Source organism: Neoroseomonas alkaliterrae (genome assembly GCF_014199195.1).
Lineage (GTDB): Bacteria > Pseudomonadota > Alphaproteobacteria > Acetobacterales > Acetobacteraceae > Neoroseomonas > Neoroseomonas alkaliterrae.
The window spans coordinates 45,538-71,216 of the sequence record NZ_JACIJE010000002.1; the positions used below are offsets into that span (position 1 = coordinate 45,538).

The 25,679-nt window shown below is 73.2% G+C and carries 25 protein-coding genes and 1 pseudogene; 14 read left to right on the top strand and 12 right to left on the bottom strand.

The window, feature by feature from the left end; all coding sequences use genetic code 11:
• Positions 1–35: 35 nt before the first annotated feature.
• The gene (locus FHS88_RS03600) at positions 36–1,211 is read left to right on the top strand and encodes a hypothetical protein (protein ID WP_184481428.1); all 1,176 of its coding nucleotides are present in this window, start codon (positions 36–38) and stop codon (positions 1,209–1,211) included.
• A gap of 19 nt (positions 1,212–1,230) precedes the next feature.
• Positions 1,231–1,926, top strand: a complete 696-nt coding sequence (locus FHS88_RS03605) for an endonuclease V (protein WP_211842684.1) — start codon at positions 1,231–1,233, stop codon at positions 1,924–1,926.
• Here the strand turns inward: FHS88_RS03605 and pap are convergent.
• The 4 genes from pap to fsa all read right to left on the bottom strand — a co-directional run bounded on the left by pap (position 1,910) and on the right by fsa (position 5,781).
• Entirely contained in the window at positions 1,910–3,394 is a 1,485-nt protein-coding gene (gene pap / locus FHS88_RS03610) for a polyphosphate:AMP phosphotransferase (protein WP_184481430.1), read from the bottom strand. The two genes, FHS88_RS03605 and pap, sit on opposite strands and share 17 nt — an antisense overlap.
• Before the next feature lie 116 nt (positions 3,395–3,510).
• On the bottom strand, positions 3,511–4,443 hold the full coding sequence (locus tag FHS88_RS03615) for a tyrosine recombinase XerC (protein ID WP_184481432.1): 933 nt from the start codon (positions 4,441–4,443) through the stop codon (positions 3,511–3,513).
• A 1-nt stretch (position 4,444) separates the two neighbouring features.
• A complete protein-coding gene (locus FHS88_RS03620) occupies positions 4,445–5,128 on the bottom strand; it encodes a DUF484 family protein (protein WP_184481434.1) in 684 nt (227 codons plus the stop codon).
• Positions 5,125–5,781: a fructose-6-phosphate aldolase gene (gene fsa, locus FHS88_RS03625; RefSeq protein WP_184481436.1), complete on the bottom strand. Its 657-nt coding sequence runs from the start codon at positions 5,779–5,781 to the stop codon at positions 5,125–5,127. Before fsa ends, FHS88_RS03620 begins: the two co-directional genes overlap by 4 nt.
• A 90-nt stretch (positions 5,782–5,871) precedes the next feature.
• On the opposite strand from fsa, the gene FHS88_RS03630 reads away from it, so the two are divergent.
• Positions 5,872–8,073 carry a primosomal protein N' gene (locus FHS88_RS03630; RefSeq protein ID WP_184482284.1) on the top strand — a complete coding sequence of 734 codons (2,202 nt, stop codon included), beginning with the start codon at positions 5,872–5,874 and terminating at the stop codon, positions 8,071–8,073.
• Between the two features lie 110 nt (positions 8,074–8,183).
• On the opposite strand, the gene ppk2 is transcribed toward FHS88_RS03630, so the two are convergent.
• The 3 genes from ppk2 to FHS88_RS03645 form a co-directional block, all read right to left on the bottom strand.
• Complete coding sequence (ppk2, locus tag FHS88_RS03635; protein WP_184481438.1) at positions 8,184–9,149, bottom strand: polyphosphate kinase 2; 966 nt, start codon at positions 9,147–9,149, stop codon at positions 8,184–8,186.
• Between the two features lie 72 nt (positions 9,150–9,221).
• Positions 9,222–9,965: a metallophosphoesterase gene (locus FHS88_RS03640; protein ID WP_338146386.1), complete on the bottom strand. Its 744-nt coding sequence runs from the start codon at positions 9,963–9,965 to the stop codon at positions 9,222–9,224.
• Entirely contained in the window at positions 9,962–11,392 is a 1,431-nt protein-coding gene (locus FHS88_RS03645; RefSeq protein WP_184481440.1) for a cryptochrome/photolyase family protein, read from the bottom strand. Before FHS88_RS03645 ends, FHS88_RS03640 begins: the two co-directional genes overlap by 4 nt.
• Before the next feature lie 119 nt (positions 11,393–11,511).
• Here FHS88_RS03645 and FHS88_RS03650 point away from each other — a divergent pair, with 119 nt between their 5' ends.
• Together FHS88_RS03650 and FHS88_RS03655 are read left to right on the top strand one after the other, a co-directional pair.
• A complete protein-coding gene (locus FHS88_RS03650) occupies positions 11,512–12,075 on the top strand; it encodes a YeeE/YedE thiosulfate transporter family protein (protein WP_184481442.1) in 564 nt (187 codons plus the stop codon).
• A 16-nt stretch (positions 12,076–12,091) separates the two neighbouring features.
• Entirely contained in the window at positions 12,092–12,655 is a 564-nt protein-coding gene (locus FHS88_RS03655) for a DUF6691 family protein (protein WP_184481444.1), read from the top strand.
• Positions 12,656–12,692: 37 nt separating this feature from the next.
• Here the strand turns inward: FHS88_RS03655 and FHS88_RS03660 are convergent, their stop codons facing one another.
• The gene (locus FHS88_RS03660) at positions 12,693–14,297 is read right to left on the bottom strand and encodes an MBL fold metallo-hydrolase RNA specificity domain-containing protein (RefSeq protein WP_184481447.1); all 1,605 of its coding nucleotides are present in this window, start codon (positions 14,295–14,297) and stop codon (positions 12,693–12,695) included.
• A 6-nt stretch (positions 14,298–14,303) separates the two neighbouring features.
• A complete protein-coding gene (locus tag FHS88_RS03665) occupies positions 14,304–15,065 on the bottom strand; it encodes an SDR family NAD(P)-dependent oxidoreductase (protein WP_184481449.1) in 762 nt (253 codons plus the stop codon).
• A gap of 210 nt (positions 15,066–15,275) precedes the next feature.
• Between FHS88_RS03665 and FHS88_RS03670 the strand changes: the two genes are divergently transcribed.
• From FHS88_RS03670 to ykgO, 5 genes and pseudogenes are all read left to right on the top strand, one after another.
• The gene (locus FHS88_RS03670; protein WP_184481451.1) at positions 15,276–16,028 is read left to right on the top strand and encodes a Crp/Fnr family transcriptional regulator; all 753 of its coding nucleotides are present in this window, start codon (positions 15,276–15,278) and stop codon (positions 16,026–16,028) included.
• 108 nt (positions 16,029–16,136) lie between these two features.
• Positions 16,137–17,034 (top strand): annotated as a pseudogene (locus tag FHS88_RS03675) (hydrogen peroxide-inducible genes activator).
• 29 nt (positions 17,035–17,063) lie between these two features.
• Positions 17,064–17,819 carry a DUF533 domain-containing protein gene (locus FHS88_RS03680; protein ID WP_184481453.1) on the top strand — a complete coding sequence of 252 codons (756 nt, stop codon included), beginning with the start codon at positions 17,064–17,066 and terminating at the stop codon, positions 17,817–17,819.
• 1 nt (position 17,820) lies between these two features.
• Entirely contained in the window at positions 17,821–19,047 is a 1,227-nt protein-coding gene (acdA, locus tag FHS88_RS03685; protein ID WP_184481455.1) for a 3-sulfinopropanoyl-CoA desulfinase, read from the top strand.
• A gap of 124 nt (positions 19,048–19,171) precedes the next feature.
• Complete coding sequence (gene ykgO, locus FHS88_RS03690; protein ID WP_137125466.1) at positions 19,172–19,297, top strand: type B 50S ribosomal protein L36; 126 nt, start codon at positions 19,172–19,174, stop codon at positions 19,295–19,297.
• 66 nt (positions 19,298–19,363) lie between these two features.
• On the opposite strand, the gene FHS88_RS03695 is transcribed toward ykgO, so the two are convergent.
• On the bottom strand, positions 19,364–19,744 hold the full coding sequence (locus FHS88_RS03695) for a hypothetical protein (protein ID WP_184481457.1): 381 nt from the start codon (positions 19,742–19,744) through the stop codon (positions 19,364–19,366).
• Between the two features lie 123 nt (positions 19,745–19,867).
• Here FHS88_RS03695 and FHS88_RS03700 point away from each other — a divergent pair, with 123 nt between their 5' ends.
• The 4 genes from FHS88_RS03700 (at position 19,868) to FHS88_RS03715 (ending at position 24,050) form a co-directional block, all read left to right on the top strand.
• The gene (locus FHS88_RS03700) at positions 19,868–21,313 is read left to right on the top strand and encodes an FAD-linked oxidase C-terminal domain-containing protein (RefSeq protein WP_184481459.1); all 1,446 of its coding nucleotides are present in this window, start codon (positions 19,868–19,870) and stop codon (positions 21,311–21,313) included.
• Entirely contained in the window at positions 21,310–22,485 is a 1,176-nt protein-coding gene (gene glcE, locus FHS88_RS03705; protein WP_184481461.1) for a glycolate oxidase subunit GlcE, read from the top strand. Before FHS88_RS03700 ends, glcE begins: the two co-directional genes overlap by 4 nt.
• A 122-nt stretch (positions 22,486–22,607) precedes the next feature.
• Positions 22,608–23,681 (top strand): tartrate dehydrogenase, encoded by a 1,074-nt coding sequence (locus FHS88_RS03710; protein ID WP_184481463.1) that lies wholly within the window; start codon positions 22,608–22,610, stop codon positions 23,679–23,681.
• 114 nt (positions 23,682–23,795) lie between these two features.
• On the top strand, positions 23,796–24,050 hold the full coding sequence (locus tag FHS88_RS03715) for a hypothetical protein (protein WP_184481465.1): 255 nt from the start codon (positions 23,796–23,798) through the stop codon (positions 24,048–24,050).
• A 148-nt stretch (positions 24,051–24,198) separates the two neighbouring features.
• Here the strand turns inward: FHS88_RS03715 and cuyB are convergent, their stop codons facing one another.
• Both cuyB and FHS88_RS03725 read right to left on the bottom strand, forming a co-directional pair.
• Positions 24,199–24,906 (bottom strand): cysteate racemase, encoded by a 708-nt coding sequence (gene cuyB / locus FHS88_RS03720; protein ID WP_184481467.1) that lies wholly within the window; start codon positions 24,904–24,906, stop codon positions 24,199–24,201.
• Positions 24,903–25,664, bottom strand: coding sequence for a sulfite exporter TauE/SafE family protein (locus tag FHS88_RS03725; protein ID WP_184481469.1), 762 nt, complete (start codon positions 25,662–25,664; stop codon positions 24,903–24,905). Before FHS88_RS03725 ends, cuyB begins: the two co-directional genes overlap by 4 nt.
• Positions 25,665–25,679 lie beyond the last annotated feature (15 nt).

Here is a 25,679-nt window from a genome sequence, read left to right on the forward strand (position 1 = left end):
TGCACGGGCGGATAGGGCTCGCGGCTGCGCTGCTCATGGCTGCGCCGGCCGTCGCGCAGGAATTCCCGCAGCTCTCGGTCGAGACCGATCTCGGCCTCTATTCCATCACAACGACACGCGCGTCCGATGCCGAGCGCCGTGGTACGAGCATCTTCCTCTTCGGGGAGATCGCCGCCGGCCTGCATATCGCGCGCGGCCTCTCGATCCAGGGCGTGCTGGCCTTCGAGCCGATCGGAGAGGGGGATTCGACAGGCGGCACGCCCCAGGACGGCGTGATCGGCTTCCGGCGGCAAGCGGCCTTCCTCGAGGCGCTGTTCCTGGAGTGGAAGCCGGCCGAGACGCTCACTCTCCATGGCGGCCGCTTCGTCGCGCCTTTCGGGCGAGGTCATCATGACTTCCCCGGGATCCTCACGCGCGTCCGCGCGCACGAGGTGCAGATGATCGGCGACAGTCTTGGCGTCGGCGGCAGCTGGACGTTCCTCTCGCACCCGGATTTCGGCGAGCACGACATCTCGGCCGCGCTCTTCACGCTCGACCGCACCTTTCTCTCATCGACTTGGCTGACGCGCCGTCGCTGCTGCGACGAGCGGTACGAACGCTTCAATCGCAACACGCGGCAGCAGGGCGGCCCCGCCAATACCGGGCAGCTTGACAGTTTCGCCCTCGCCCTTGATGGGGATGGTATCTCCTGGGCGCCGGGCCTGTCCTACCATCTCGCTCTCGTCAGCCGGGCGGCCGGGCTGGATGGCACCGCCCGCGAATGGGGCTATGCGGCTGCGCTGCGCTACCAGCACCGCTGGTCGGCGGACCATTGCACGCTGTTCTTCGCCGAGGCCGTGCAGTTCCGCGGGGCCGGAGGCCGCCCACGCACCGAGCTGACGATCCTGGGAAGCGATCCCAATACCGGCGATCCGGTCGAGGCGATTCTGGACACCACCCTTTCCGAGCGCCGGACCTTCACGACGCTCGGCGTCCAGCACCGCTACGGCGACTGGCGCGCGACGCTCGCCTGGCAGCGCGACCAGCGCAAGCGCAGCACCGACTCGCTGCCAACCGAGAACTATGTCGAGGCCTCGGTCGGCCGCGATCTCGGCGCCGGCTTCGGGCTCGATGTCGGCTACCAGTACGGGCGCTCGGTGCGGGAGGAGACGGGCCGCCTCGGCACCTCCCACGCCGTGCTGCTGCGCCTCGGCTACAGCGGCGGCTTCTGATCCGTGGCAGACTCCGGCCATGGCGCCGGATACGCTCCGCCACTGGCTCCACCCGAGGGACATCGCCGAGGCGCGTGCGGCGCAGGCGGAGATGGCCGCCCGCCTCGTCACCACGGACGACCTGCCGCCCCCACCCTGGCGCCTGGGCGGCGCCGATGCCAGCAACACGCGCTTCGATCCCGCGCGGCGCGTGCATGCGGCGATCGTCACGCTCGATCCTGCCGGCGGCGTCCTCGCCACCGCCACGGAAAGCCGCATCGCCGATTTCCCCTACATCCCCGGCTATCTCGGCTTCCGCGAGGTGCCCGCGCTGGCCGCCTGCTGGGGGCGGCTTGCCGTGAAGCCCGACATCATCCTGGTGGACGGGCAGGGCATCGCGCATCCGCGCGGCCTCGGGCTCGCCTGCCATCTCGGCCTCGTGCTCGGCGTGCCCACCATCGGCGTGGCGAAATCCCTGCTGGTGGGGGAGGGCGAGCCGGGCCCCGATCCAGGCGATTCCGCGCCGGTCCGCTGGAAGGGCGCGGTCATCGGCATGGCGCTGCGCACGCGGCGCGGGGCGCGGCCGCTCTACCTGTCCTCCGGCCACCGCGTCGGGCTCGCCACGGCGGCCGCGATCGTGCTCGGCGCGACGGGCGGCCGCCGGCTGCCGGCGCCGATCCGCGCCGCGCACCAGGCCGCCAATGCCGCCCGGCGCGGCGCTACTTCGCCGCCTTGAGCGCCACCTCGAGCCGGTCGGCGAGGGTGGCGATCACCTTGACCCGGGCATGCAGCTTGTTGTCCGCCTCCACCAGCGTCCAGGGCGCCTCGCGTGTCGAGGTCCGCTCGACCATCTCGCAGACCGCGGCCTCGTAGGCGTCCCATTTCTCGCGGTTGCGCCAGTCCTCGGCGGTGATCTTGTGCTGCTTGAAGGGCGTCGCCTCGCGGTCCTTGAAGCGGCGATGCTGCTCGTCCTTGCTGATGGCGAGCCAGAACTTCGCCACCACCGCGCCATGGCCGGCGAGTTGCGCCTCGAAATCGTTGATCTCGGCATAGGCGCGCCGCCAGTCCGGCTCCGCCGCGAAGCCCTCCACACGCTCGACCAGCACGCGCCCATACCAGGAGCGGTCGAAGATCGTCAGCCGCCCGGGCCGGGGCACATGCCGCCAGAAGCGCCACAGATAGGGCTGCGCGCGCTCCTCCTCCGAGGGAGCCGCGACCGGCACGATTCGGTAGGCACGCGGGTCGAGCGCGGCGGCAAGCCGCCGGATCGCGCCCCCCTTGCCGGCCGCGTCATTGCCCTCGAACACCGCGACCACGCTGATCCGGCCATAGCGCTTGTGGCGCGTCGCGCGCGCAAGCCGGCCCTGCACCTCGGCCAGCCGGCGCTCGTAATCCTCGCGCGACATCGCTTGCCGCAGTTCGAGCGCGCGAATCACATTGACCTTGTCCGGCACCGTCGCCGCCGGTGCAGGGGCCGCGGCCGGCGGCTCCGGCGCATCGAGCCGCGCGCGCAGCGCGGCGAGCAGGTGCCGGCCGACGAAGAGCGCACGGTAGCGGTCGTCGGCCGCCGGCACGACGGTCCAGGGCGCCTCGGCGGTCGAGGTTTCGCGCACGAAGGGCTCGCAGACCGCGATGAAGTCGTCGTAGTGCTCGAACAGTTTGCGGTCGTAGCGGGTGACCTTCCAGGAGGTCTCGCGGTCCTTCTCCAGCGCCTTGATGCGGCGCTTCTGCTGCGCCTTGGAAAGGTGGAACCAGTATTTCAGCAGCAGCACGCCTTCCTGGGCGAGCATGCGCTCGAGGCGCATGATCTCCTCCATCCGCGCGGCGAAGTCGCCGGCGGAAAGCCTGCCGAGCACCCGCTCGAGGATCGGAATGGTGTGCCAGGCGCCGAAGAAGACGCCGATCCGCCCCTTGGGCGGCAGCGCCCGCCAGAAGCGCCACATGGGCGGGTGGGCGGCCTCCTCCTCGGTCGGCAGGCCGAAGCCCGAGACCTCGATGAAGCGCGGGTCCATCCATTCGTTGAGCAGGTGGACGGTCTCGCTCTTGCCCGCGCCCTCCACGCCGGCGATCAGGATCAGCACCGGGAAGCGCGGCCTCTGCCCGAGCGCGCGCTGCACGGCGAGAAGGTCGCGGCGCAGCGTCTCCTCCTCGCGCTTGTAGTCGGCCTTGGCGACCTTGTGCTCGAGTTCGGCCGCTTCGAACATGACGCTTTCCTCACCCTGCGCGCCTGACGCGGGCGCATCCTTCATCCGGTATCATGCATGGTGCTGCGGGGCGACGGTAGCGCGAAGCGAGCAGGGGGAGGGTTCGCGCGGGCCGCTCAGCCGGCGCGCGGATGGGCGCGCCGCCAGGTGGCGAGCAGCGCCTCGGCATCCACCGCGGTGTAGCGCTGCGTGGTCGAGAGGCTCGCATGGCCCAGCAGTTCCTGGATGGCGCGCAGATCCGCCCCGCCGCCCAGCAGATGCGTCGCGAAGGAATGGCGGAGCGCATGCGGCGTCGCGTGCTCGGGCAGGTTCGCGAGGCGGCGGAACGCCCGCAGCGCCCGCTGCGCGACCGCGGCATCGAGCCGCCTGCCGCGCGCGCCGATGAAGAGCGGGTCTCCGGGGGCGCCCGGCCCGCGCACGCGCAGATAGGCCGCGATCGCCTCCCGCACCGCGGGCAGCACCGGCACCAGCCGCGGCTTCGCGCCCTTGCCCATCACCCGCAGCGCCGCCTCGCCGCCGGGCAACGGCGCGTCGCCGAGGTTCAGCGCCAGCGCCTCCGCGATGCGCAGGCCCGCCCCGTAGAGCAGGGCGAAGAGCGCGACATCGCGCGCGGCCTGCATCGCCGGCCGCTCGTGCCGCCCGGTGGCATAGGCATCGCCCGCCTCGGTCGCCACCGCGCGCGCCTCTTCCGCGCTCAGCGCGCGCGGGATGGGCGGCTTCGGGCGCGGGCCGCGCAGCGCGCCGAGCGGCAGCGCCGCCATGCCGTGATGGCGCGTGAGGTAGCGCAGGAAGCCGCGCACGGCGGCAAGCCGCCGCGCCCGCGTCGCGGTCGAATCCCCCTGCGCCGCCCGCTCGGCGAGGAAGCCGCGCAGATCGGCCGGCCGCAGCGCACCGAGCGCGGCGAGATCCGGCTCCCCGCCCAGGTGCCGCGCGAGGAAGCCGAGGAACTCGGCCACGTCGCGGCCGTAGGCCTCGAGCGTATTGGCGCTCGCCCGCCGTTCCCGCGCCAGCCAGGCGAGCCAGGCGGTGCGCGCCTGATCCCCCATCATTTCAGCGCGACAGGGCGGCGGCGACCGCGCGGCCGAGGAAGGCGAGCACGGCCACGCTCTGCCGCGCCGGCAGCGCCCCGGCCTCCCGCGCGCCGACGGCGATCAGCATCGGCGGCCCCGCCGCCATGGGCACGCGCGCCAGCGCATCTCGCACCACGAGCGGCGCCGCCTCGGCATGCAGCAGCGCCGTCTCGCTCGGGCTGGTGCGCACCACGGCGTCGCGCCCCCGCCCGATCAGCCGCGTGACACTGCCCGCGGGCAGCAGGCGCAGGCCGGCCGGGCGCGGCCCGTCCGCGGGGCCGCACCAGGGCTCGGCACAGAGCGTGCAGGTCTCGACGCCGAGCAGCGCCGGCACTTCCTGCGTCAGCGCCTCGATGACGTCCTGCGCGCGCATCAGCGCCAGCACCGCGAGGCGGATGCGCAGGCCGAGCCCGGCCCCGGCGCGCCCGGCCTCGACGGCGGCGCGCATCTCGGCCTCGATGGCGCGGGTGCGGCTGCGCTCGGCCTCGAGCATCGCGGCCATGTGGTCGGTCAGGTGCTCGCCATGCACCCGGCGCGGCGGCACGAGGATGCGGTAGATCTCGGGCCGCTCGGCCAGGAAGGCCGGGTTGGCGCGCAGGAAGGCCTCGACCTCCTCCGCCTGGAGGTCCTGCTGGACGTCCGGGACGGGGAGGCGTTCGCTCACAGGATGCTTTGCCCCGTCTTCTTCCAGTCGGCCAGGAAGGCCTCGAGGCCGCGATCGGTCAGCGGATGCTTGAGCAGCATGCGGATCACGCCCGGCGGCAGCGTCGCCACATGGGCGCCGAGCTTCGCCGATTCCACGAGGTGGATCGGGTGGCGGACCGAGGCGACGAGAACCTCGGTCTTCAACTGAGGATAGTTGCGGTAGATCTGGATGATGTCCGCGATCAGCCGCATGCCGTCGGTGGAGATGTCGTCGAGCCGGCCCACGAAGGGAGAGATGAAGGTCGCCCCGGCCTTGGCCGCGAGCAGCGCCTGCGCGGCGCTGAAGCACAGCGTCACGTTGACCATCGCGCCCTCGCCGGCGAGCGTGCGGCAGGCGACGAGTCCGGCCTCGGTCAGCGGCACCTTCACCGCAACGTTCGGCGCGATGGCGCGCAGCGCGCGGCCCTCGGCGATCATGCCGGCGGCGTCGGTGGCGGTGACCTCGGCGCTCACCGGGCCCTGCGTGATGGCGCAGATCTCGGCGATCACCTCCTTGAAGTCGCGGCCGGATTTCGCGACCAGGGAGGGGTTGGTGGTGACACCGTCCACGAGGCCGGCCTCCGCGAGCGAGCGGATCTCGGCGACCTCGGCGGTATCGACGAAGAACTTCATGCGATGGACCTTCCAGCGGCAGTCTGCGGCCGTTCATGGCGGCTGGTTGTGCTGAGGGCCACAGTCTAGCCGATGGGGGCGGCCGCGGACATGGAGGAGGGCGCGGCGGGCGGGAGTGTTGCCCGCGGGGCACGCCTGAGGGTGCTGTTGCCGCTGCCGCTGGCCGACGCCTACGACTACCGCGCCCCGGCCGGCCCGCCGCCGCCGGCCGGCTCCTTCGTGCTGGTGCCGCTCGGCACGCGGCGCGCCATCGGGGTGGTCTGGGACGGGGAGGCGGATTCGCGCCTGCCCGAATCGCGCCTGCGGGCTGTGATCGAGGTGCTCGACGCCCCGCCCATGACCGCGACGCTGCGCCGCTTCGTGGACTGGGTGGCTGCCTACACGCTCAGCCCACCCGGGGCGGTTCTGCGCATGGCCATGAGCGCGCCGGCCGCGCTCGAACCCCCCGCGCCGCAGGCCGGCTGGCGGCTCGCTTCCGCGCCGGAGGGTGCGCGGATCACGCCCGCGCGGCGGCGGGTGCTCGACCTTCTCGCCGATGGGCGGCCGCGGGCCGGGGGCGAGATCGCCGAGGCCGCCGGCGTCACCCCCGCCGTGCTGCGCGGCATGGCCGAGGCCGGTCTCATCGCCCCCGCGCTGCTGCCCCACCGGCCCCGCTTCGCCCCGCCCGATCCGGCGCGGCCGGGCCCCGCCCTCGGGCCCGAACAACAGGCCGCGGCCGACCTGCTGCGCGAGGCGGCCGGGCGGCGGGCCTTCTCGACCACCCTGCTGACCGGCGTGACCGGCTCTGGCAAGACCGAGGTCTATTTCGAGGCCATCGCCGAGACGCTGCGCAGCGGCCGCCAGGCGCTGGTCCTGCTGCCCGAGATCGCGCTCTCCGCCCAGTGGCTCGAACGCTTCCGCGCCCGCTTCGGCGCCGCGCCGGCGCTGTGGCATTCGGAACTGACCGCGCGCACCCGCCGCGACACCTGGCGGGCGGTGGCGGAGGGGCAGGCTCCGGTGCTGGTCGGCGCCCGTTCCGCCCTGTTCCTGCCCTTCCCCGATCTCGGCCTGATCGTGGTGGACGAGGAGCACGAGACCGCCTTCAAGCAGGAGGAGGGCGTCGTCTATCACGCGCGCGACATGGCGGTGGTGCGGGCGCGGCTATCGGAGGCCGCCTGCGTGCTGGCCAGCGCCACGCCCTCGCTCGAGAGCGTGACCAATGCCGCGACCGGGCGCTACGCCTCGGTCCATCTGCCGGCCCGGCACGGCGGCGCGGCGATGCCGCAGGTGACGCTGGTGGACCTGCGCCGCAGCCCGCCCGAGCGCGGCCGCTTCCTCTCCCCCCCGCTCGTCGCCGCGGTGGGGGAGACGCTGGCGCGCGGGGAACAGGCGATGCTGTTCCTCAACCGCCGCGGCTATGCGCCCATGACCCTGTGCCGCGCCTGCGGCCACCGCCTGCGCTGCCCCAACTGCACCGCCTGGCTGGTCGAGCACCGCGCCGCGCGCCGGCTGCAATGCCACCATTGCGGCCATGCCGAGGCCCCGCCCGAGGCCTGCCCCTCCTGCGGGGCGCCGCATTCCACCGTGCCCATCGGCCCCGGAGTCGAGCGCGTGCTCGAGGAGGCCTCCGCCCTCTGGCCCGAGGCGCGGCGGCTCGTCATGGCCTCGGACACCATCGCCGGCCCGGCGGCCGCGGCGGCGGCCGCGGCGGCGATCCGCGACCGCGAGGTGGACCTGCTGATCGGCACCCAGATCGTCGCCAAGGGCTGGCACTTCCCGCATCTGACGCTGGTGGGCGTGGTGGATGCGGATCTCGGCCTCGCCGGGGGCGACCTGCGCGCGGCGGAGCGGACCTTCCAGCTCCTGCACCAGGTCGCGGGGCGGGCGGGGCGGGAGGAGCATCCGGGCCGCGTGCTACTGCAGACCTTCGCCCCCGAGCATGCGGTGATGCAGGCGCTGGTCTCGGGCGACCTCGACGCCTTCATGGCGGCCGAGGCCGAGGCCCGCCGCCCGGGCCACTGGCCGCCCTTCGGGCGCCTGGCCGCGCTGATCGTCAGCGCGGAGGAGGATCGCGCCGCGGATCGCGTGGCGCGCGACCTCGGCCTGGCCGCGCCGGGCGGGGAGGGGGTGGAAGTGCTCGGCCCCGCGCCGGCGCCGCTCGCCATCCTGCGCGGGCGGCACCGGCGCCGCCTGCTGCTCAAGACGCGGCGGGACATCGCGGTGCAGCCGCTGCTGCGCGCGTGGCTCGCCCGCGTCGAGGTGCCGGGCCATGTGCGCGTGCAGGTGGACGTGGACCCGGTGGGCTTCCTCTGACCGGGCACCGGCCTGCCTGAGACGGGCCGCGCCCTTCCTGCGCGCGGCCGGCCCGCGCGCCGAGCGAGCGGACCGAAGGCGGAGACCGCCCGCCGCCTGCGCCTCGCGCCTTACCGCCGGCCGTTGCGCCGCTGCTCCGGGTGCAGCGTCTTGCCGAGGATATGCGCGCTGTTGCCGATCACATGCGCGGTGGACCCGACGATCAGCGGGTCGGGCTCGTGCACCACGCTCGTGTCCTTGCCCTCGTAGGGCAGGTGGAACAGGAAGTGGCGCATCGCCTCGATGCGCGCGCGGCGCTTGTCGTCGGACTTCACGATGGTCCAGGGCGCGTCGGCGGTGTCCGTGTAGAAGAACATCGCCTCCTTGGCCTCGGTGTAGTCGTCCCACTTGTCGAGGCTCGCCTTGTCGATCGGGCTGAGCTTCCACTGCTTCAGCGGGTCGGTCTCGCGCGCCTTGAAGCGGCGGGCCTGCTCCTCGCGCGTGACGCTGAACCAGAACTTGAAGAGCCTGAGGCCGGAGCGCACCAGCATGCGCTCCAGCTCGGGCGCCTGGCGCATGAACTCCAGGTATTCGGCCGGCTTGCAGAAGCCCATGACGCGCTCGACGCCGGCGCGATTGTACCAGGAGCGGTCGAAGAAGACGATCTCGCCCCCGCTCGGCAGGCGGCTGACGTAGCGCTGGAAGTACCACTGCGAGCGTTCCTGCTCGCTCGGCTTTTCCAGCGCCACGATGCGGGCGCCGCGCGGGTTCAGGTGCTCCATGAAGCGCTTGATGGTGCCGCCCTTGCCGGCGGCGTCGCGGCCCTCGAAGAGCACGGTCACGCGCTCGTTGGCCGCCTTGATCCAGGACTGCGCCTTCAGCAGCTCGACCTGCAGGGGCATGATGCGCGTGACGTATTCCTTCTCCGTCAGGCGCGTCGCGTAGGGGTAGGCGCCGGATTCGAAGGCGCGGCGGATGGCCTCGGGGTCGCGCGACGGGCGCGGCGGGCGCCGTTCGGGCGCGCCGAGCGCGGCGGCGGCGGAGGCGATGGAGCGCGCGCCGTCGTCCTCTGCGGGCGGGATTCTGTCCTGGTCCATCGGGCTCGGCCTCGCCTGTCACATGCGGGCTGTCATGCAGACGTCACGGAACGGACATGTCCTTGACCTCCCTCAATCCAGCAGCGCATCGAGGGGGAAATCCTGCCATGCGAGCGCGCCACCCTTGCCCGCGCCGGTGTCGAGGAAGACCACGCGCCCGCCCCGCGCGCCGCCCAGCACCGCGGGCCGCCCGTCCTTCGAGCGGTTGTCGTGCCCGACCAGCACGGTCATGCCGGCCGGCACATGGTCCACCCAGCCGGTCAGGCGGATCGGGAAGCCGTCGGGTCCGCGCCGGCTGGTGACCTGGCCGTAGATGGCGCGGCCGACATGCCCTTCGGGCCGCGTCGCGCCGGCATCGGGTGGCGGGGGGTGCAGCAGCATCCCGTCATGGAAGGCGGCATGGACGCAGAACAGCGGCCCGAGTCGCAGCCAGGCCGGCGCGCGGCCGATCTCGGCCACGGCGCGGGCGGCGAGCGGCCCGGCATCGGGCGCGGCGGCGATCTGCGCGAGCGTTCGCCCGAGCCCCGCCGCCTCCACCCGCACGGCGCCGCCGGTCAGCGCGCGCCTGAGCTTGTGGTCGTGGTTGCCGAGCAGGAACAGCCCGCGCCCGGCATCGAGCAGCCCGAACATCGCGCGCAGCACCGCCGGGCTGTCCGGGCCGTGGTCGGTGAGGTCCCCGAGCTGCACGAGGAACAGCCCGGCCGCCTCGGCGCCGGCGATGGCGGCGGCGAAGCCCTTCGCATCGCCGTGCACGTCGCCGACCACGCGGATGCCGCGAAAGCCCGCCTCGCGCAGCGCCCTTGGTGTGGGGCTCACGCCGCCTCGCCGCCCTTGATGGCGGCGAAGGCCGCGAGCGCGCGCGCGCGCCCCTCGGCGAGGTCCACCAGCGGCGCCGGCCAGTCGCGGCCGATCACGATGCCGGCCTCGCGCAGCACGGCCTCGGGCGCCTCGTGCGGGCGGTGGATGAAGCGGTCGGGCAGGCGCGCGAGTTCGGGGCACCAGCGCCGCACATAGGCGCCCTCCGGGTCGAACTTCTCACCCTGCAGGACGGGGTTGAAGATGCGGAAATAGGGCGCCGCATCGGCCCCGCAGCCGGCCACCCATTGCCAGGAGGCGCAGTTGTTCGCGAGGTCGGCATCCACCAGCGTGTCCCAGAACCAGGCCTCGCCCGCCTGCCAGGGCTGCAGCAGGTGCTTCACGAGGAAGGAGGCGGCGATCATCCGCACCCGGTTGTGCATCCAGCCGGTGCGCCAGAGTTCGCGCATGCCCGCATCCACGATGGGATAGCCGGTGCGGCCACGCTGCCAGGCGCGCAGCAGGGCGGCGTCCTCGCGCCAGGGGAAGGCCGCGAATTCCGGGCGCAGCGGGGTGTCCACCATCTCCGGCCGGTGCCAGAGCAGGTGGTGGGAGAATTCCCGCCAGAGCAGCTCCTTGAGGAAGGTCTCGAGCCCCGCCCCGCCCTTCTCGCGGGCCGCGTGCCAGACCTGGCGCGGGGAGATCTCGCCGAGATGCAGGTGCGGCGAGAGGCCGGATGTTCCCCACGCCACGCCGGGCATGTTGCGCCGCGCGGCGTAGCGGTCGAGCCCGTGTTCGAGAAAGGCGGCAAGCCGCGCATGGGCGCCGGACTCGCCGGGCGTCCAGTGCTCGCGGAACTCCGCCGCCCAGTCCGGCACGGGCGGCGCCGGCAGCAGGCCGAGCCCATCGAGCGGCAGGCCCGAAGGTGCCCCGGCCGCCGGTCTCAGCCTCCCGGGCGCGGGCAGCGGCGGGGGCAGGCCCTCGAGCAGCGCGAACACGGCGCGGGAGAACGGGGTATAGACGCCATAGGGCCTGCCTTCCCCGGTGCGGACGCGGTGCGGCTCGTGCAGCAGCGCGTTGCGGTGCAGGACGAGGCGCCGGCCGGTGGCCTCGAGCGCGGCATGCGTCGCGGCGTCGCGGCTGCGGGCGAGGGGCTCGGTCTGCCGCCCGGCATGGACCTCGGTGGCGCCGATCTCCGCTGCGAGGCGGGGGATGATCTCCCGCGCATCGCCGCGCAGGATCACGAGCGGCGCGCCGCGTTCGGCCAGCGCCCCGGCCAGCGCGGCGAGGCTGTGATGCAGCCACCAGCGCGCCGCTCCGCCGGGCGCGCGGGGGCCGTCCTCGAACACGAAGACCGGCAGGACGGGGCGCTCCGCCGCGACGGCGAGGACGGGGTTGTCCCCCAGGCGGAGGTCCTGGCGGAACCAGAGGATCGCGGGATCGGTCATGGCGACGAATGTGGGATGCCCCGGCGCGCGTCAATCGGGGCTCGGCTTGAGGCTTGCGCGATAATCACAGTTTCCTTATATTCGGATGACCGAACTGACTGGAGCAAGGAGCCCCCACCATGAGTGGCCTCGCCCTTCGCCAGGCCCTGCCGGCAGCCTCCCCGCGCGAGGAAGCCGCTGCGGGGCGCTGGAACCCCTATCTGATCGGCGCCGGCATCGGCGTCCTGTCCTGGCTGGTCTTCGTCATCGTCGCCGCGCCGATCGGCATCACCACCGCCGGCGCGCAGGTCGCGGGCGGCATCGCGGCGCTGTTCGTCGGGCAGGAGGCGGTCTCCGCCAATGCCTACTGGGCGCGCAACCCGATGCGCCTCGACTACGGCACGCTGTTCCTGATCGGCACGGCGGCGGGCGCCTTCCTCTCGGCGCTCGCGCGCGGCAGCCTGCGGGTCGAGCACGTGCCCACGGTCTGGGCCGAGCGTTTCGGTCCCTCCGTCGCGCGGCGCTTCGCCTGGGCCTTCATCGGCGGGGCGATCATCATGTTCGCCTCGCGCCTCGCCAATGGCTGCACTTCCGGCAACGGCATCTCGCAGAGCCTGCAGATGGCCGTGGTCGGCTGGACCTTCTTCGCCACCATGTTCGCCTCGGGCGTCGCCACGGCGTGGCTGATGTTCCGCGGCCGCTGAGGGAGGCAGACGCATCATGTTCCCCGTCGCCAAGGAAACCGCTCTCTGGCTCGCGCCGCTCTTCGGCCTCGCCTTCGGCTGGCTGCTCGAGCGCGGGCGCGTGCTCGACTACAACGTCATCGTCAACCAGCTGCGGCTGCGCGACTTCACCGTGCTCAAGGTCATGCTGACCGCGGTCGTGGTCGGCGGCATCGGCGTCTTCGTGCTGGTGCAGATGGGCGAGGCGCGCTGGCACCTGCGCGACGCCAACATGGGCGGCGTGGTGCTCGGCGGGCTGCTGTTCGGCGTGGGCATGGCGATCTACGGCTACTGCCCGGGCACCGGGCTCGCCGCGGCCGCGACCGGGCGCACCCATGCGCTGGTGGGCGTGCTCGGCATGATCGCCGGCGCCATCGCCTATGCCTATGCCTTCGAGTGGCTGCGCGGCACCGTGCTCGCCTGGTGGAACCTCGGCCGGGTCACGCTGGCCGACATCACCGGCCAGCCGCTCTGGGTGCTCTATGCGGTGCTCGCGGTCGTCGCGCTCGGCGTCTTCGCGGCTATCGAGCGTTGGGAGGCCGGCCGCCGCACTGCGGGCTGAGGCCGGGGCTCTATGTGCCGCCCCTGCGGGGGCGGGCTCAGCCGGGCGGTGCCTCCAGCGCCGCCCGCAGCCGTGCCAGCAGCGCGTTGCGCGCCGCGGCGTCCGGCGCCTTCTCGATGGCATCCTCGATCGAAAGCAGCAGCGCCGCGCGCGCATTGTGCCAGTCCGGCCGGCCGGCATCGGCAGGGTCGGGCCGGCGGCGGGCCACCTCCATCGGCAGCGGGGCGGTGCCGCGCGCGAGCCGCCAGCCATCGTCCAGCGTGGGCAGCACCACCCGGCCCGGCGCGGCAAGCCCCTCCGCCTCGATCCGCCCGGCCAGCGCCTGCATCGCCGGCGGCTCGCCATGCACGAGGAACACCCCGCCCGAGACGGGCCCGCGCGCCTTGAGCCAGGCGGCGAGTTCCGGCGCGTCGGCATGGCCCGAATAGTCGCGGATCTCGCGGATGTTCGCGCGCACGCGGATGGTCTCGCCCTGGATGCGGACCTCCTGCTTGCCCTCCAGCAGCAGGCGGCCGAGCGTGCCTTCCGCCTGGAATCCTGTCAGCAGCACCGTCGCCTCGGGCGACCAGAGCCAGCGCTTGAGGTGGTGGCGGATGCGCCCCGCATCGCACATCCCCGACCCGGCGATGACGATGTGGAAGCCCTCGACCTCGGCGATGCGGCGCGACTGCTCGCCGGTCTCGGTGTAGTTCAGCAGCGGCGAGCGCAGGGCGCGCCTGACCGAACGCCCGTCCTCGAGTTCCGCCGCATGCTCGAGGAAGACCTGCGTCGCGCGGATGGCGAGCGGGCTGTCCACCATGATCGGCGCCATCGGGATGCGCCCGGACTGCATCAGCGTCACGAAGTCCCAGCAGATCTCCTGCGTGCGTTCCACCGCGAAGGCCGGGATCAGCAGCGCACCGTCGGGATGCACGGCATCGTGCACGATCCCGGCGAGGCGATCCCGCCGCGCGGCATGGTCCACGCAGGGCCTGTCCTCGTCGCCATAGGTGCTTTCGAGGAAGACGTGGTCGAGGCCGTCCGGCCCCTCCGGGTCGCGATGGAAGGCGGCGCAGTCGGGGCCGAGATCGCCTGAGACCAGCACGCGCAGCGGCGCCTCGCCATCCTCGTGGAACGCGATCTCGATCGAGGCCGAGCCGAGCATGTGCCCCGCGTTCCACCAGCGCGCGCGGATGCCGGGCAGCTCCTCGAACTCGAGCCAGCGGTTCATCGGCACGGAGCGGAAATGGCGCAGCGCCGCGGCGGCGTCGTCCGGGGTGTAGATGGGCTCGACCTCCGCCCGCCCGCGCCGGCGGTTGCGGCGGTTGAGCATCTCGACCTCCATCACCTGCACATGCCCCGAATCCGGCAGCATCACGCCGCAGAGATCCACCGTCGGCGTGCTCGCGCGGATGGGGCCGCGGAAGCCTTCCTTCACGAGCCGGGGCAGCAGGCCGGAATGGTCGATATGCGCATGCGTCAGCAGCACGGCCGCGATGTCGCGCGGTCGGTAGGGGAAGGGCTCCCAGTTCAGCGCCTTGAGCGTCTTGGGCCCCTGGAACATGCCGCAATCCACCAGGAAGCGCGTGCGCGGCGTCTCGAACAGCAGCGACAGGCCGGTGACGGTGCGCGCGGCGCCGCAGGTGCGGACGGTGACGGCCATGGCGCGCTACTCCGCCGTCACGCCGCCATCCACCGGCAGGGCGATGCCGGTGATGCCGGAGGACGCGCCCGAGAGCAGGAACACCGCCGGGCCGGCGATGTCCTCGGGCTCCATGATGCGCCCGAGCGGGATGCGCGCGCGCGTGGCCGCGACGAAGGCGGCATCGGCCATCAGCTCGGCCGCGAGCGGCGTGTTCACGAGGCCCGGGCAGACGGCGTTCACGCGGATGCCCAGCGGCCCGAGTTCCAGCGCCATGCTGCGCGTCAGCCCCATCACCGCGTGCTTGGTCGCGGCGTAGAAGCTGCGGTTGCGCGCCCCGACCAGCCCCGCGACCGAGGCGATGTTGACGATGGAGCCGCCGCTTCCCGCCCTGGCCATCGCGCGCGCGGCCTCCTGCGCGACGAGGGTCGCCCCCTTCACGTTCAGGGTGAGGACGCGGTCCAGCTCCGCCTCGCTGGCTTCGAGGAACGGTTCGCGCGTGACCGAACCGGCATTGTTCACGAGGCCGTCGAGCGGCCCGGCCAAGGCGAAGGCCGCGCGGATCGCGCGCGGATCGGCGGCGTCGAAGGGCAACACCCGGGCGCGGCCGCCCGCCGCCGCGATCTCCTGCGCGAGCGCCTCGAGTCCCTCCCGCCGGCGCGCGGAGAGGATCACCTCAGCCCCGCTTGCCGCAGCCGCGGCGGCGATAGCCCTGCCGATGCCGAGCGAGGCGCCGGTGACGAGGATCCGTCTGCCATCGAGACGAAAATCCGGGGCTTTGACGGTCATCGCGCTTTCCTGGCTGGCTTCGCGCGCAGTCTGGACGGCCCGGCGCGGCGCGCAAGCCTCGGCTTCGAGCCGGCGCGGAACGGGGATGTCCTGCGAGGGATGCGTTTGTTCTTGATCTACCTCAATCCGCGGGGGACATTACCCCAAGACGCCTCTGGACGACGGGGAGTAGGCAGGCGATTACGCCGCCGTGTCAGGTGAATGATCCTCATGAACCCGCTCGACGCGACACGCGCCCTGATGGATGGCCTCGGCTCCGAGGCCAATGTCTGCATGAAATGCGGTTCGCGTTCGATCGGTCTCTGCGCGCCGCTCGACGTCGCCGCGCTCGACGACATGTCGGGCGAGAGCGAGCGCCATGCGCTCGAGCCGCGCGACGCCATCTTCCACCAGGGTGATCCCGCCCGCCACATCTATACCCTGACCGAAGGCACCGCGCGCCTGACCCGCGTGCTGCCCGATGGGCGGCAGGCGGTGATCGGCTTTCGCTTCGCCGGCGACATCCTCGGCTTCACGCCGGACAAGGAACACGCCGTGGGCGCCGAGATGCTGACCAAGGGAACGGTCTGCCGGCTCGACCGCCGCCGGCTCGAGCATCTGTTCCGCCGCTATCCGGTACTCGAGCGTCGCTTTCTCGATCTCTGCGTCAAGGAACTGGCCGCGAGCCAGGACCATATCCTCGCCCTCGGGCGCTTCAGCGCCGAGGAGCGCGTGGCGGGCTTCATCATCTCCCTCGTCGAGGCGCAGGAGCGCCGCGGCCGTGTGGGCCCGGTCTTCGACCTGCCGGCGACGCGGGCGGATATCGGCGAGTTCCTCGGCCTGACGCTGGAGACGGTGAGCCGCGCCATCTCCGCCTTCCGCAAGCGCGGCTGGATCCGGCTGCACGGCCATTCGGGCATCGAGATCACCGATCGGCCTGCGCTGATGGGCCTCGGCAGCGGCGAGGGCGTGCACGCCGCCTGAGCCGGCAGGCTCCGGCTCGCCGCGGGCGTCGCTCGGCACCCGGCCTTGCGCAGCGGCCGGCGCTCCCCATGCTGGCGCGATGCCGAGACCGCACCACCCACCCGCGGCATGAGCACGCTGCCGAGCCCGCAACAGCTCCGCTACCTCGTCGCGCTCGCCGAGCATGGGCATTTCGGCCGCGCCGCCGCCGCCTGCGCGGTGACGCAATCCACCCTCTCCTCCGGCATCCTCGCGCTCGAACGCCAGCTCGATGCCGCGTTGCTCGAGCGCAACGGCGGCAAGCGGCCGGTCTTCACGCCGCTGGGCCGCGAACTCGTCGGTCGCGCGCGCGAGGCCCTCACCGCGCTTGCGGCGGTGATGGAGACGGTGGAGGGCGCGCGCCCCGCTCGCCGGGCCGCTGCGCCTCGGCACCATCCCCACCATCGGGCCGTTCCTGCTGCCGCGGCTCATGCCCAGGCTGCGCGAGGCCTTTCCGCGCCTGCGCCTGTGGCTGCGGGAGGATGCGGCCGACATGCTCGCGGACAGGCTCGCGGCGGGGCGGCTCGACCTGCTGGTCATCGCCCTTCCCGGCGACTGCGGCGGGGCGGAGACGCTGCCGATCGCCGAGGATCCCTTCCTGGTCGCGCTGCCCGCCGGCCATCGCCTCGCCGGCGCGGAGGCGATCGCGCCCGAGGCCTTGGCCGGGGAGAGGCTGCTGCTGCTCGAACAGGGGCATTGCCTGCGCGATCACGCGCTGCTCGCGGCCGGCTTGCCCTCGGCCGGGGCGGTGGAGGGCTTCGCCGCCTCCTCGCTGCACACGCTGCTGCAGATGGTCGGCAACGGGCTGGGGGTGACGCTGCTGCCGCGCCTCGCCATGGCCGGCGGCGCCGCGGCGCCGGTGGTCCTGCGGCCGCTGGACGGCGGCTTCGCGCGGCGCATCAGCCTCGCCTGGCGTGCCGGCGATCCGCGGGCGGAGGCGTTCCGCGCCCTCGCGCCCACCATTGCGGCGGCCCTCGACGGCCTGTAGCAGTCTCGGCAGTCGGAGGGTCCACGCCCATGGCGAAGTTCGATCTCGGCAGTGTCCTCGGCGCGGTGCTTGGCGGCGGCGGGGCGGCGCGCCGGCCGCGGCGGCGCTCCGGCAACCAGGATCTGGGGCGCGCACTCGCGGTGCTCGCCGGTGTCGCGGTGGAAGCCATGACGCGCGGGCAGACCGCGCCCGCGCCGGCACGGACCGGCGGGCGGACCGCCGGGGGCTGGGGCGAGCCCAGCCCGGCCAAACCCGCGCCTGCCCCGGCACCCCGGGGCAAGCCCGCCCCCGCGCCGGCCCCGAAGCCCGGACCCGCGCGCACCAGCGTGCCCTCCGCCGGCGGATGGGGCGCCGAGCCGGCCGCGAAGCCGGCGCCTGCGGGGGGCGGCTGGTTCCCGGTGCCGGGCGCGCCGCCGCCGCCTGCCATTCCGGCCGAGGAGCGCGAGGCGCTGCTGATGCTGCGCGCCATGATCGCCGCTGCCCGCGCCGATGGCCATGTGGACGCGGAGGAGCGCGCGCGGATCGCCCAGCAGCTCGACGCCGCGGGCCTCTCGCCCGCAGCGCGCGATGCCGCGCTCGCCGGGTTCGATCAGGCCGCCGCGCCGGAGGAACTCGCGCGCGAGGCGCGGGATCCGATGCTCGCCGCGCAGCTCTACGCCGCCGCCGTGGCCGGCGCGGGCCGCATCGAAGGCGCCGAACGCACCTGGCTCGACGGCTTCGCGAAGGCGTTGCGCCTCGACCGCGCCGCGACCGAGGCGATCGAGCGCCGCATCATGGGAGGATGACATGCACGCCCTGACCGCGGCCGAGGCGAGGCTGCGCGACCGCGCCCGCGAGGTGGCGCGCGAGGCCGCCGCCCAGGCCGCCGCCACCGACCGCTCCGAACAGTATCCCTGGCCGATGGTCCGCCGCATGACCGAGGCTGGCTTCATGGGGCTGACGGTGCCGAAGGAATGGGGCGGGCCGGGCCTGTCCTACTTCGACGCCGTGCTGGTCATCGAGGAGTTCGCCAGGGCCTGCGCCGTGTGCGGCCGCATCGCGGTCGAGGCCAACATGGGCGCGATCGGCGCCATCATGGCCTACGGCACGCCGGCGCAGAAGCGCATCGCGGCCGATTGCGTGCTCTCGGGCGACAAGCCGGCCATCCTGATCACGGAGCCCGAGGCCGGCTCGGCTGCGACCGAGATGCGCACCCGCGCGGTCAGGCGCGGCGACGGCTGGGAGATCACGGGCGAGAAGACCTGGATCACTGGCGGCGGCATCTCCCGCCTGCATCTCGTCTTCGCCCGGGTGATCGAGGATGGCGAGGAGAAGGGCATCGGCGGCTTCATCGTGGTGCGCGACGGCGAGGCCATGCCCGCCGGCATGGAGGCGCGGCGCATCCCCTCCATGGGCCTGCGGGGCATGCCGGAGGCGGATGTGACGATGCGGGGCCTCGTCGTGCCGGATTCGATGGTGCTGCGCCCGCCCGGCGGCTGGGCGCGCGGCTTCGGGCGGCTGATGGACGCCTACAACGGCCAGCGCGTGGGCGCGGCGACGGTGGCGTTGGGCCTTGCCGCCGGGGCCTATGACCACGCGCTGGAGCGCGCCCAGGCGCGCCGCCAGTTCGGGCGGCCGATCGCGGAGTTCCAGGGCCTCGCCTGGATGCTGGCGGACATGTCCATCGCCATCGAGGCCTCGCGCGCCCTGGTCTGGCGGGCGGCGCGCTCTGCCGGGCCCAACGGCTTCCCGGACCGCCTCGCGGCGGCCCAGGCGAAGGTGATGGCCGCCGACATGGCGATCCGCGTGACCAACGACGCGCTGCAGGTCTGGGGCGCGGCGGGGTATTCGCGCGACAACCCGATGGAGCGCTACGTCCGCGACGCGCGGATGTTCGCCATCGCCGGGGGCACCGCGCAGGTGCTCAGGACGCAGGTGGCCGAGCAGATCCTGGGGCGGAAACTGCCGCAGACGCGCGACGGGTTCGCGCGCATCGCGGCGGAGGAAGCGGCGGCGCGGGCGGCGGCGCAGTGAGGCGGGTGGGGGATGCGCCGCCCTCCCCCGGACGCCTTGTCGCGGCAACCCGGTCAGCGCCGTGCCGCATGATGTTGACTTGCCTGCCCCACCCCCCTAGAAGCGCGCCTCCACGAGGTTTGCCATGAAGATCCGTAACTCCCTCAAGACCGCCAAGACGCGGGACAAGAACTGCGTGCTGGTGCGCCGCCGCGGCCGCGTCTACGTCATCAACAAGAAGAACCCGCGCCTGAAGGCCCGCCAGGGCTGAGGGCGGCGCCGGGGCCGCGCGCCCCGGCCCGATCCGTTCTTCCGCAGGGGGCTTCGGCCCCCCTTGTCATTTGCGGGCCGCGCCGGCCGCGGGCGTGAGCGTCTCGTAGCCGACGCCGCCGCCCTCGCCCTGCGTCCAGGTGCCGAGTAGGCGGCCGTCCGGTTCCACGGCATAGGCGACAACGCCGATCTCCCGGCCCGCCATCTCGTAACCGACGACGAGCAGCGGGCCTTCGGGGATCAGCAAGCCCACGCCCCGCGCGGTGTCCGCGCCGACCTGCCAGGTCACGCGCCAGGTGTTGTGCCCCGTGTTCTCGAGCAGCGCCGTGCCGCGATAGGCCTGCCCGTCGCCGCCGCGCCCCTCGACATCATAGGCGCCCTGCCCCTGGGCCCCGGCCGGCGCCGCCAGCACCAGCGCGAGCGTGGCCGCGATCCATGCCGTCTTCATGCGCCGCCCTCTCCCGTGCGCGCCCGGCACGCCAGGATGCGGGCGGAATGCCGCCCGGCGCAACCGCGCGCTTGCCGCGCGGGCGGGTGATGCGCATCTTCCCGCCATACGGAGGACCTCGCCGTGATCGCGCTGCCTGCCCCCAAGCCCGGGATCCTCGCCCGCCGCGAGGAGATCATTGCCGCGCTCAGCGCCATCGTGCCCGGCGACGGCGTCATCGCCGACGAGACGCGTCTCAAGCCCTACGAGACCGATGGCCTCGCGGCCTATCGCCAGGTGCCGCTCGCGGTGGTGCTGCCCGGCAGCACCGAGCAGGTCGCCGCCGTGCTGCGCTACTGCCACGAGAACGGCGTGCGCGTGGTGCCGCGCGGGGCGGGCACCTCGCTCTCCGGCGGCGCGCTGCCGCTGGCGGACGCGGTGGTGATCGGGCTGATGCGGATGAACCGGATCCTCGACATCAACCTCGATGACCGCTTCGCCGTGGTCGAGGCCGGCGTGACGAACATCGGCATCACCCGGGCGGTGGAGGGCGACGGCTTCTTCTACGCGCCCGACCCGTCGAGCCAGCTCGCCTGCATGATCGGCGGCAACGTGATGATGAACTCGGGCGGGGCGCATTGCCTGAAATACGGCGTCACCGCGAACAACCTGCTCGGCGTGAAGTTCGTCACCATCGAGGGCGAGGTGATCGAGATCGGCGGCGCGCATCTCGATGCCGCGGGCTATGACTGGCTCGGGCTCATCACCGGCAGCGAGGGCCAGCTCGGCCTCGTCACGGAGGTGACGGTGCGCATCCTGCGCAGCCCGGAAGGCGCGCGCGCGATGCTCGCCGCCTTCAAGGGGACGGAGATCGCGGGTGCGGCGGTGGATGCGATCATCGCCTCGGGCATCATTCCCGTGGCGCTCGAGTTCATGGACAAGCCCTGCATCCATGCCTGCGAGGCCTTCGCCCATGCGGGCTACCCGCTCGATGCCGAGGCGATGCTGATCATCGAGGTGGAGGGCAGCACTGCCGAGCAGGACGAGCTGCTGAACCGGATCAAGGCGATCTGCGAGCGCTTCGACCCGATCAGCCTCAAGGTCGCCGAGACGGCCGAGCAGTCGCTCGCGATCTGGAAGGGCCGCAAGGGGGCCTTCGGGGCGGTCGGGCGGATCAGCCCCGACTACCTCTGCATGGACGGCACCATCCCGACCTCGGAACTGCCCTTCGTGCTGAAGCGCATCGGGGAGATGAGCGCGCAGTACGGCCTCGGCGTCGCGAACGTGTTCCACGCGGGCGACGGCAATCTCCATCCGCTCATCATGTTCGACGCCAACGACCCCGACAGTTTCCGCCGCGCCGAGGCCTTCGGCGCCGACATCCTGCGGCTCTGCGTCGAGGTCGGCGGCTGCCTGACCGGCGAGCATGGCGTGGGCGTGGAGAAGCGCGACCTGATGAGCGTGCAGTTCGCCCCGCACGAGCTCGACCAGCAGCGCCGCATCAAGACCGCCTTTGACCCGCAGTGGCTGCTGAACCCGTCCAAGGTCTTCCCGCTCGAGGGCGCGCCGGTGCCGCTGGCGGCCGAATGAGCGAGGTCCTGGCGCCGGCCGACGAGGCCGGCATCTCCGCCGCGATCGCCGACGCGCATGCGTCGCGCGAGCCGCTCGCCGTCGAGGGCAACGGCTCGAAGCGCGGGCTGCTGCGGCCGGTGCAGGCGGCGCGCACGCTCTCCACCCGCGGCCTCACCGGCATCACCCTCTACCGTCCCTCGGAACTGGTGATCTCCGCGCGCGCGGGCACGCCGGTGCCGGAGATCGAGGCCGCGCTGGCGGAGAAGGGCCAGCACCTGATCGCCGAGCCGCCGGACACGCGCGCCCTGTTCGGCACGGAAGCGCCGGCGACGCTGGGCGGGATCGTCGCGGCGAACCTCTCGGGGCCGCGGCGCATCGCCTGGGGCGCGATGCGCGACCACGTCCTCGGCATCCGCTTCGTGAACGGCACGGGGGAGGTCATCCGCTCCGGCGGGCGGGTGCTCAAGAACGTCACGGGCCTCGACCTGTGCAAGCTGCTCGCGGGTTCCTACGGCACGCTCGGCGTGATGACGGAGATCACGCTCAAGGTCCTGCCGGCGCCCGAGGCGCAGGCGACGGTGGTCGTGGCCGTGCCCGATGCCGCGGCCGGCGTGCGCGCCCTGAGCGCGGGGCTCGGCAGCCCCTATGGCGTCAGCGGGGCGGCGCTGCTCGACGGGCCGGACGGGATGCAGGCCCTGCTGCGGATCGAGGATTTCGCGCCCTCGGTCGCCTATCGCGCCGGGCGTGTCGTGCATGAGATGGCTGCGCATGGCGGCACGCGCATCGCCGACGCCGATGAATCGCGCGGGATCTGGGCGGCGATCCGCGACGGCGCACCGCTCGCCGCCACCGGAGGAGAGGCGATCTGGCGAGTCTCGGTGCGGCCCTCGGCGGGGCCCGGGATCATGGCGGCGGCCCGTGCGGCCGGGGGGCGCGCCTATCTCGACTGGGGCGGCGGGCTGGCCTGGATCGCCGGGCCCGCGACCGAACAGGTGCATGATTCGATCGCCGCGGCCGCGCGGGCGGCGGGCGGAACCTTCACGCTCTTCCGCGGCCCCGAGGCGCTGCGCGCCGCGGTCGCCGTGCTGCCCGAGGAGCCGCCGCCGCTCGCCGCGCTCGCGCGGCGGGTCAAGGCGGCGCTCGATCCGGCGGGCATCCTGAACCCGGGGCGCATGCGGGCGGGGGGCTGAGCCGCACCGACCCCGACCAGCCGGCGAAAGGCATGACCGTTCGGCCGCCGGTGTGGCACCGGCGGCGACTTGCGCTCTGCGTCCGCGCCCCTAGGGTGCGCGCCGACCGCAAGGAGACGCCCATGGCCCAGCGCAAGCATCGCATCGCCGTCATTCCCGGCGACGGTATCGGCAAGGAGACGACGCCCGAGGGGCTGCGCGTGCTGGATGCCGCCGCGCGGCGCTTCGGCTTCGACCTCGAACTGACGCATTACGACTGGTCCTGTGAGACCTACGCCCGGACGGGCAAGATGATGCCCGATGACGGGATGGACCGGCTGCGCGACTCGGACAGCATCTTCCTCGGCGCGGTGGGCTGGCCGGGTGTGCCCGACCATGTCTCGCTCTGGGGGCTGCTGATCCCGATCCGGCGGCAGTTCGACCAGTATGTGAACCTGCGCCCCTGCCGGCTGCTGCCGGGGGCGAAGTCGCCGCTGGCCGATCGCGGCCCCGCGGATATCGACTTCTACGTCGTGCGCGAGAACACCGAGGGCGAGTATTCCTCGATCGGCGGTCGCATGTTCCCGGGCACCGAGCGCGAGTTCGTCTCCCAGCAGACGGTGATGACGCGCATCGGCGTGGACCGCGTGCTGCGCTATGCCTTCGAACTCGCCATGACGCGCAGGCGGAAGAAGGTGACGAGCGCGACCAAGTCCAACGGCATCACCTTCACCATGCCCTACTGGGACGAGCGCTTCGCCGAGATGGCGAAGAACTACCCGGAGGTGACGACGGACCAGTTCCACATCGACATCCTCTGCGCGCATTTCGTGCAGCACCCGGACTGGTTCGACGTGGTGGTGGGCTCGAACCTGTTCGGGGACATCCTCTCGGACCTCGGCCCGGCGGTGGCGGGCTCGATCGGCATCGCGGCCTCGGCCAACATCAACCCGGAGAAGACCTTCCCCTCGATGTTCGAGCCGGTGCACGGCTCCGCCCCGGACATCGCGGGCAAGTGGATCGCCAACCCGATCGGGCAGATCTGGTCCGGAGCGATGATGCTGGAGCATCTGGGGGAGAAGGAAGCGGCGGACTGCATCCTCGCCACCATCGAGCGGCTGCTCGCCGAGGGCGGGCCGCGCACCCGCGACATGGGCGGCCAGGCCGGGACGGTGGATGTCGGCAAGGCGATCGCGGAGGCCGTCGCGCGCGGTTGAACGCGGCGACACTTGAACGGAGGTTCAAGTGTCGCTACGCTGCCACGCGTTGCGAACGATTCGCAACTCGATGTTGCGAATGCCTCGCAACTGGATGCCTCGGAGGGGTCGGCAATGGGCCGGGACTTCAGCCACATCGCGCGGCGTTGCGAGCGTGCCGTGGTCACGGCCTATCGCGAACTGCGCGAACAGGGCGCCGACGACCTCAGCGCCTTCGGGGCCTGCACGGCGCTCTACCGCATCCACCACCCCGAGGCCTCGGTGAACGAGGCGCGCCGCCTCGTCGCCGAATGGATCGACCACCACGTGGTGCGCGCCTCCGACGGGCCGACCCCGGGCTGCGAATGCCCGCCGGGCGGGACGCACTGAACGCTCGGCCATCGCCATCCGGCCATTGAGGGCCGTGCATCCCGCGAGCGGCTGACGGGACGGCCGGGCCTGCCGCGAGGGCGCAGCGGGGTCGCGCGCGCGTCCGGGGCCGGGCTGATGCCCGGAGCACCCGTGCATCCCGCCCGGGTCAGCCCGCCGGGCGCGCCCAGGCCAGCGCCGCGCGGGCCAGCGCGTCTATCGTGTCGGCCACCGGAAAGGGCAGGGCCGGCCCGGCGGCGATGCCGAGCGGGATCTCGGTGCAGCCGAGCACCACGCCACGCGCGCCCCGCTCGACAAGGCGCATGGCGGCTTCGGCCAGCGGCGCATAGGCCTCGGCCACGCGGTTGGCCTTCACGCGCTCGATCGCGGGCATGACCGCCTCGTCCATCTCGGCCTCCGGCGGCACGAGGCACCGGTAGCCGCGGCCTTCGAGCCTGTCCTGGTAGAGCCGCATCGCCAGCGTGCCCTTGGTGGCGAGCAGCCCGACGGGCCCGGCGGCGAGGCCGAGCCGGCCGAGTTCGTCCGCCGCCGCCTCGACGATGTGCAGGATCGGCAGCGGCGTCGCCGCCTGCATGGCGTCGAACCAGCCATGGGCGGTGTTGCATGGGATGGCAATGGCGCCGCAGCCCGCGGCCTCCAGCCCGCGGATGCCGCGGACCAGCCAGGGCAGCGGATCCTCCCCGCCGGCGAGCCGCGCCGCGGTGCGGTCCGGCACGCGCGGGTCGGACCACAGCACGGCGGGGATGTGCTCCTGGTCGCGCGCGGCCGGCGTCAGCAGCGTCAGCCGCGCCATGAAGGTCGCGCCGGCCAGCGGCCCCATGCCGCCGAGCACGCCGAGCATCCGCGTCTCCGTCATCCGAACACCCCGTCCCAGGTCAGCTTCACGCCGGTGACGAGCAGCAGCGCGTAGAGCAGGCGGTAGAACTGCGCGTCGCTGACATGCCTCTGCATCCAGATGCCGAGATACACGCCCACCGGCGCGAGCGGCAGCAGCACCGCGCTGGTCGCGAGGTTCCCGGCCGAGAGATTGCCCAGGAAGAAATAGGGCACGATCTTCACGTAGTTGACGATGCCGAAGAAGACGACGGTGGTCGCCGCCATCGCCTGCCGCTCGAGCCGGCGCGGATAGAGGTAGATCGCGAGCGGGGGGGAGCCCGCATGGGCGATGGTGCTGGTGAAGCCCGAGGCGGCGGCGCAGATGCCGCCCTTGAGCGGGTCGTGCGGCGCGGGCGGCGGCGCCTCCCGGTGGCGGGACAGCCACAGCGTGCGGGCGAGGAAGAGCAGCGTGGTGATGCCGACCATGCCGAGGATCGCGCGGTCGGACATGAAGCGGAAGGCGAGCGCCCCGGCCAGGATGCCGACGAGCGCGCCGGGGATGAGCACGCGCATCTCCCGCTTGTCCCACTTGCCCCACCAGGCCTTGAGGCCCGAGACATCCATCGCGCAGAGCAGCGGCAGGGCGATGCCGGCGGCGACCGGCGCCGGCACCGAGAGCGCCATCAGCGGCACGAGCAGGTTCCCCGCGCCGGAGGCGAAGCCGCCCTTGCTGATGCCCGTCAGCAGGACCGCGGGCACGGCAAGCGCGTAGAACCAGGGATCGGTGATCAGGGCCAAGTCGGGGTGACGCTC

Excerpts from the sequence above, each read along its gene's own strand:
- FHS88_RS03600 (WP_184481428.1), top strand. The coding sequence starts at position 36 with ATGGCTGCGCCGGCCGTCGCGCAGGAATTCCCGCAGCTCTCGGTCGAG.
- FHS88_RS03605 (WP_211842684.1), top strand. The coding sequence starts at position 1,231 with ATGGCGCCGGATACGCTCCGCCACTGGCTCCACCCGAGGGACATCGCC.
- pap (WP_184481430.1), bottom strand. The coding sequence starts at position 3,394 with ATGTTCGAAGCGGCCGAACTCGAGCACAAGGTCGCCAAGGCCGACTAC.
- FHS88_RS03615 (WP_184481432.1), bottom strand. The coding sequence starts at position 4,443 with ATGATGGGGGATCAGGCGCGCACCGCCTGGCTCGCCTGGCTGGCGCGG.
- fsa (WP_184481436.1), bottom strand. The coding sequence starts at position 5,781 with ATGAAGTTCTTCGTCGATACCGCCGAGGTCGCCGAGATCCGCTCGCTC.
- FHS88_RS03630 (WP_184482284.1), top strand. The coding sequence starts at position 5,872 with ATGGAGGAGGGCGCGGCGGGCGGGAGTGTTGCCCGCGGGGCACGCCTG.
- ppk2 (WP_184481438.1), bottom strand. The coding sequence starts at position 9,149 with ATGGACCAGGACAGAATCCCGCCCGCAGAGGACGACGGCGCGCGCTCC.
- FHS88_RS03645 (WP_184481440.1), bottom strand. The coding sequence starts at position 11,392 with ATGACCGATCCCGCGATCCTCTGGTTCCGCCAGGACCTCCGCCTGGGG.
- FHS88_RS03650 (WP_184481442.1), top strand. The coding sequence starts at position 11,512 with ATGAGTGGCCTCGCCCTTCGCCAGGCCCTGCCGGCAGCCTCCCCGCGC.
- FHS88_RS03655 (WP_184481444.1), top strand. The coding sequence starts at position 12,092 with ATGTTCCCCGTCGCCAAGGAAACCGCTCTCTGGCTCGCGCCGCTCTTC.
- FHS88_RS03660 (WP_184481447.1), bottom strand. The coding sequence starts at position 14,297 with ATGGCCGTCACCGTCCGCACCTGCGGCGCCGCGCGCACCGTCACCGGC.
- FHS88_RS03665 (WP_184481449.1), bottom strand. The coding sequence starts at position 15,065 with ATGACCGTCAAAGCCCCGGATTTTCGTCTCGATGGCAGACGGATCCTC.
- FHS88_RS03670 (WP_184481451.1), top strand. The coding sequence starts at position 15,276 with ATGAACCCGCTCGACGCGACACGCGCCCTGATGGATGGCCTCGGCTCC.
- FHS88_RS03680 (WP_184481453.1), top strand. The coding sequence starts at position 17,064 with ATGGCGAAGTTCGATCTCGGCAGTGTCCTCGGCGCGGTGCTTGGCGGC.
- acdA (WP_184481455.1), top strand. The coding sequence starts at position 17,821 with ATGCACGCCCTGACCGCGGCCGAGGCGAGGCTGCGCGACCGCGCCCGC.
- ykgO (WP_137125466.1), top strand. The coding sequence starts at position 19,172 with ATGAAGATCCGTAACTCCCTCAAGACCGCCAAGACGCGGGACAAGAAC.
- FHS88_RS03695 (WP_184481457.1), bottom strand. The coding sequence starts at position 19,744 with ATGAAGACGGCATGGATCGCGGCCACGCTCGCGCTGGTGCTGGCGGCG.
- glcE (WP_184481461.1), top strand. The coding sequence starts at position 21,310 with ATGAGCGAGGTCCTGGCGCCGGCCGACGAGGCCGGCATCTCCGCCGCG.
- FHS88_RS03710 (WP_184481463.1), top strand. The coding sequence starts at position 22,608 with ATGGCCCAGCGCAAGCATCGCATCGCCGTCATTCCCGGCGACGGTATC.
- FHS88_RS03715 (WP_184481465.1), top strand. The coding sequence starts at position 23,796 with ATGGGCCGGGACTTCAGCCACATCGCGCGGCGTTGCGAGCGTGCCGTG.
- cuyB (WP_184481467.1), bottom strand. The coding sequence starts at position 24,906 with ATGACGGAGACGCGGATGCTCGGCGTGCTCGGCGGCATGGGGCCGCTG.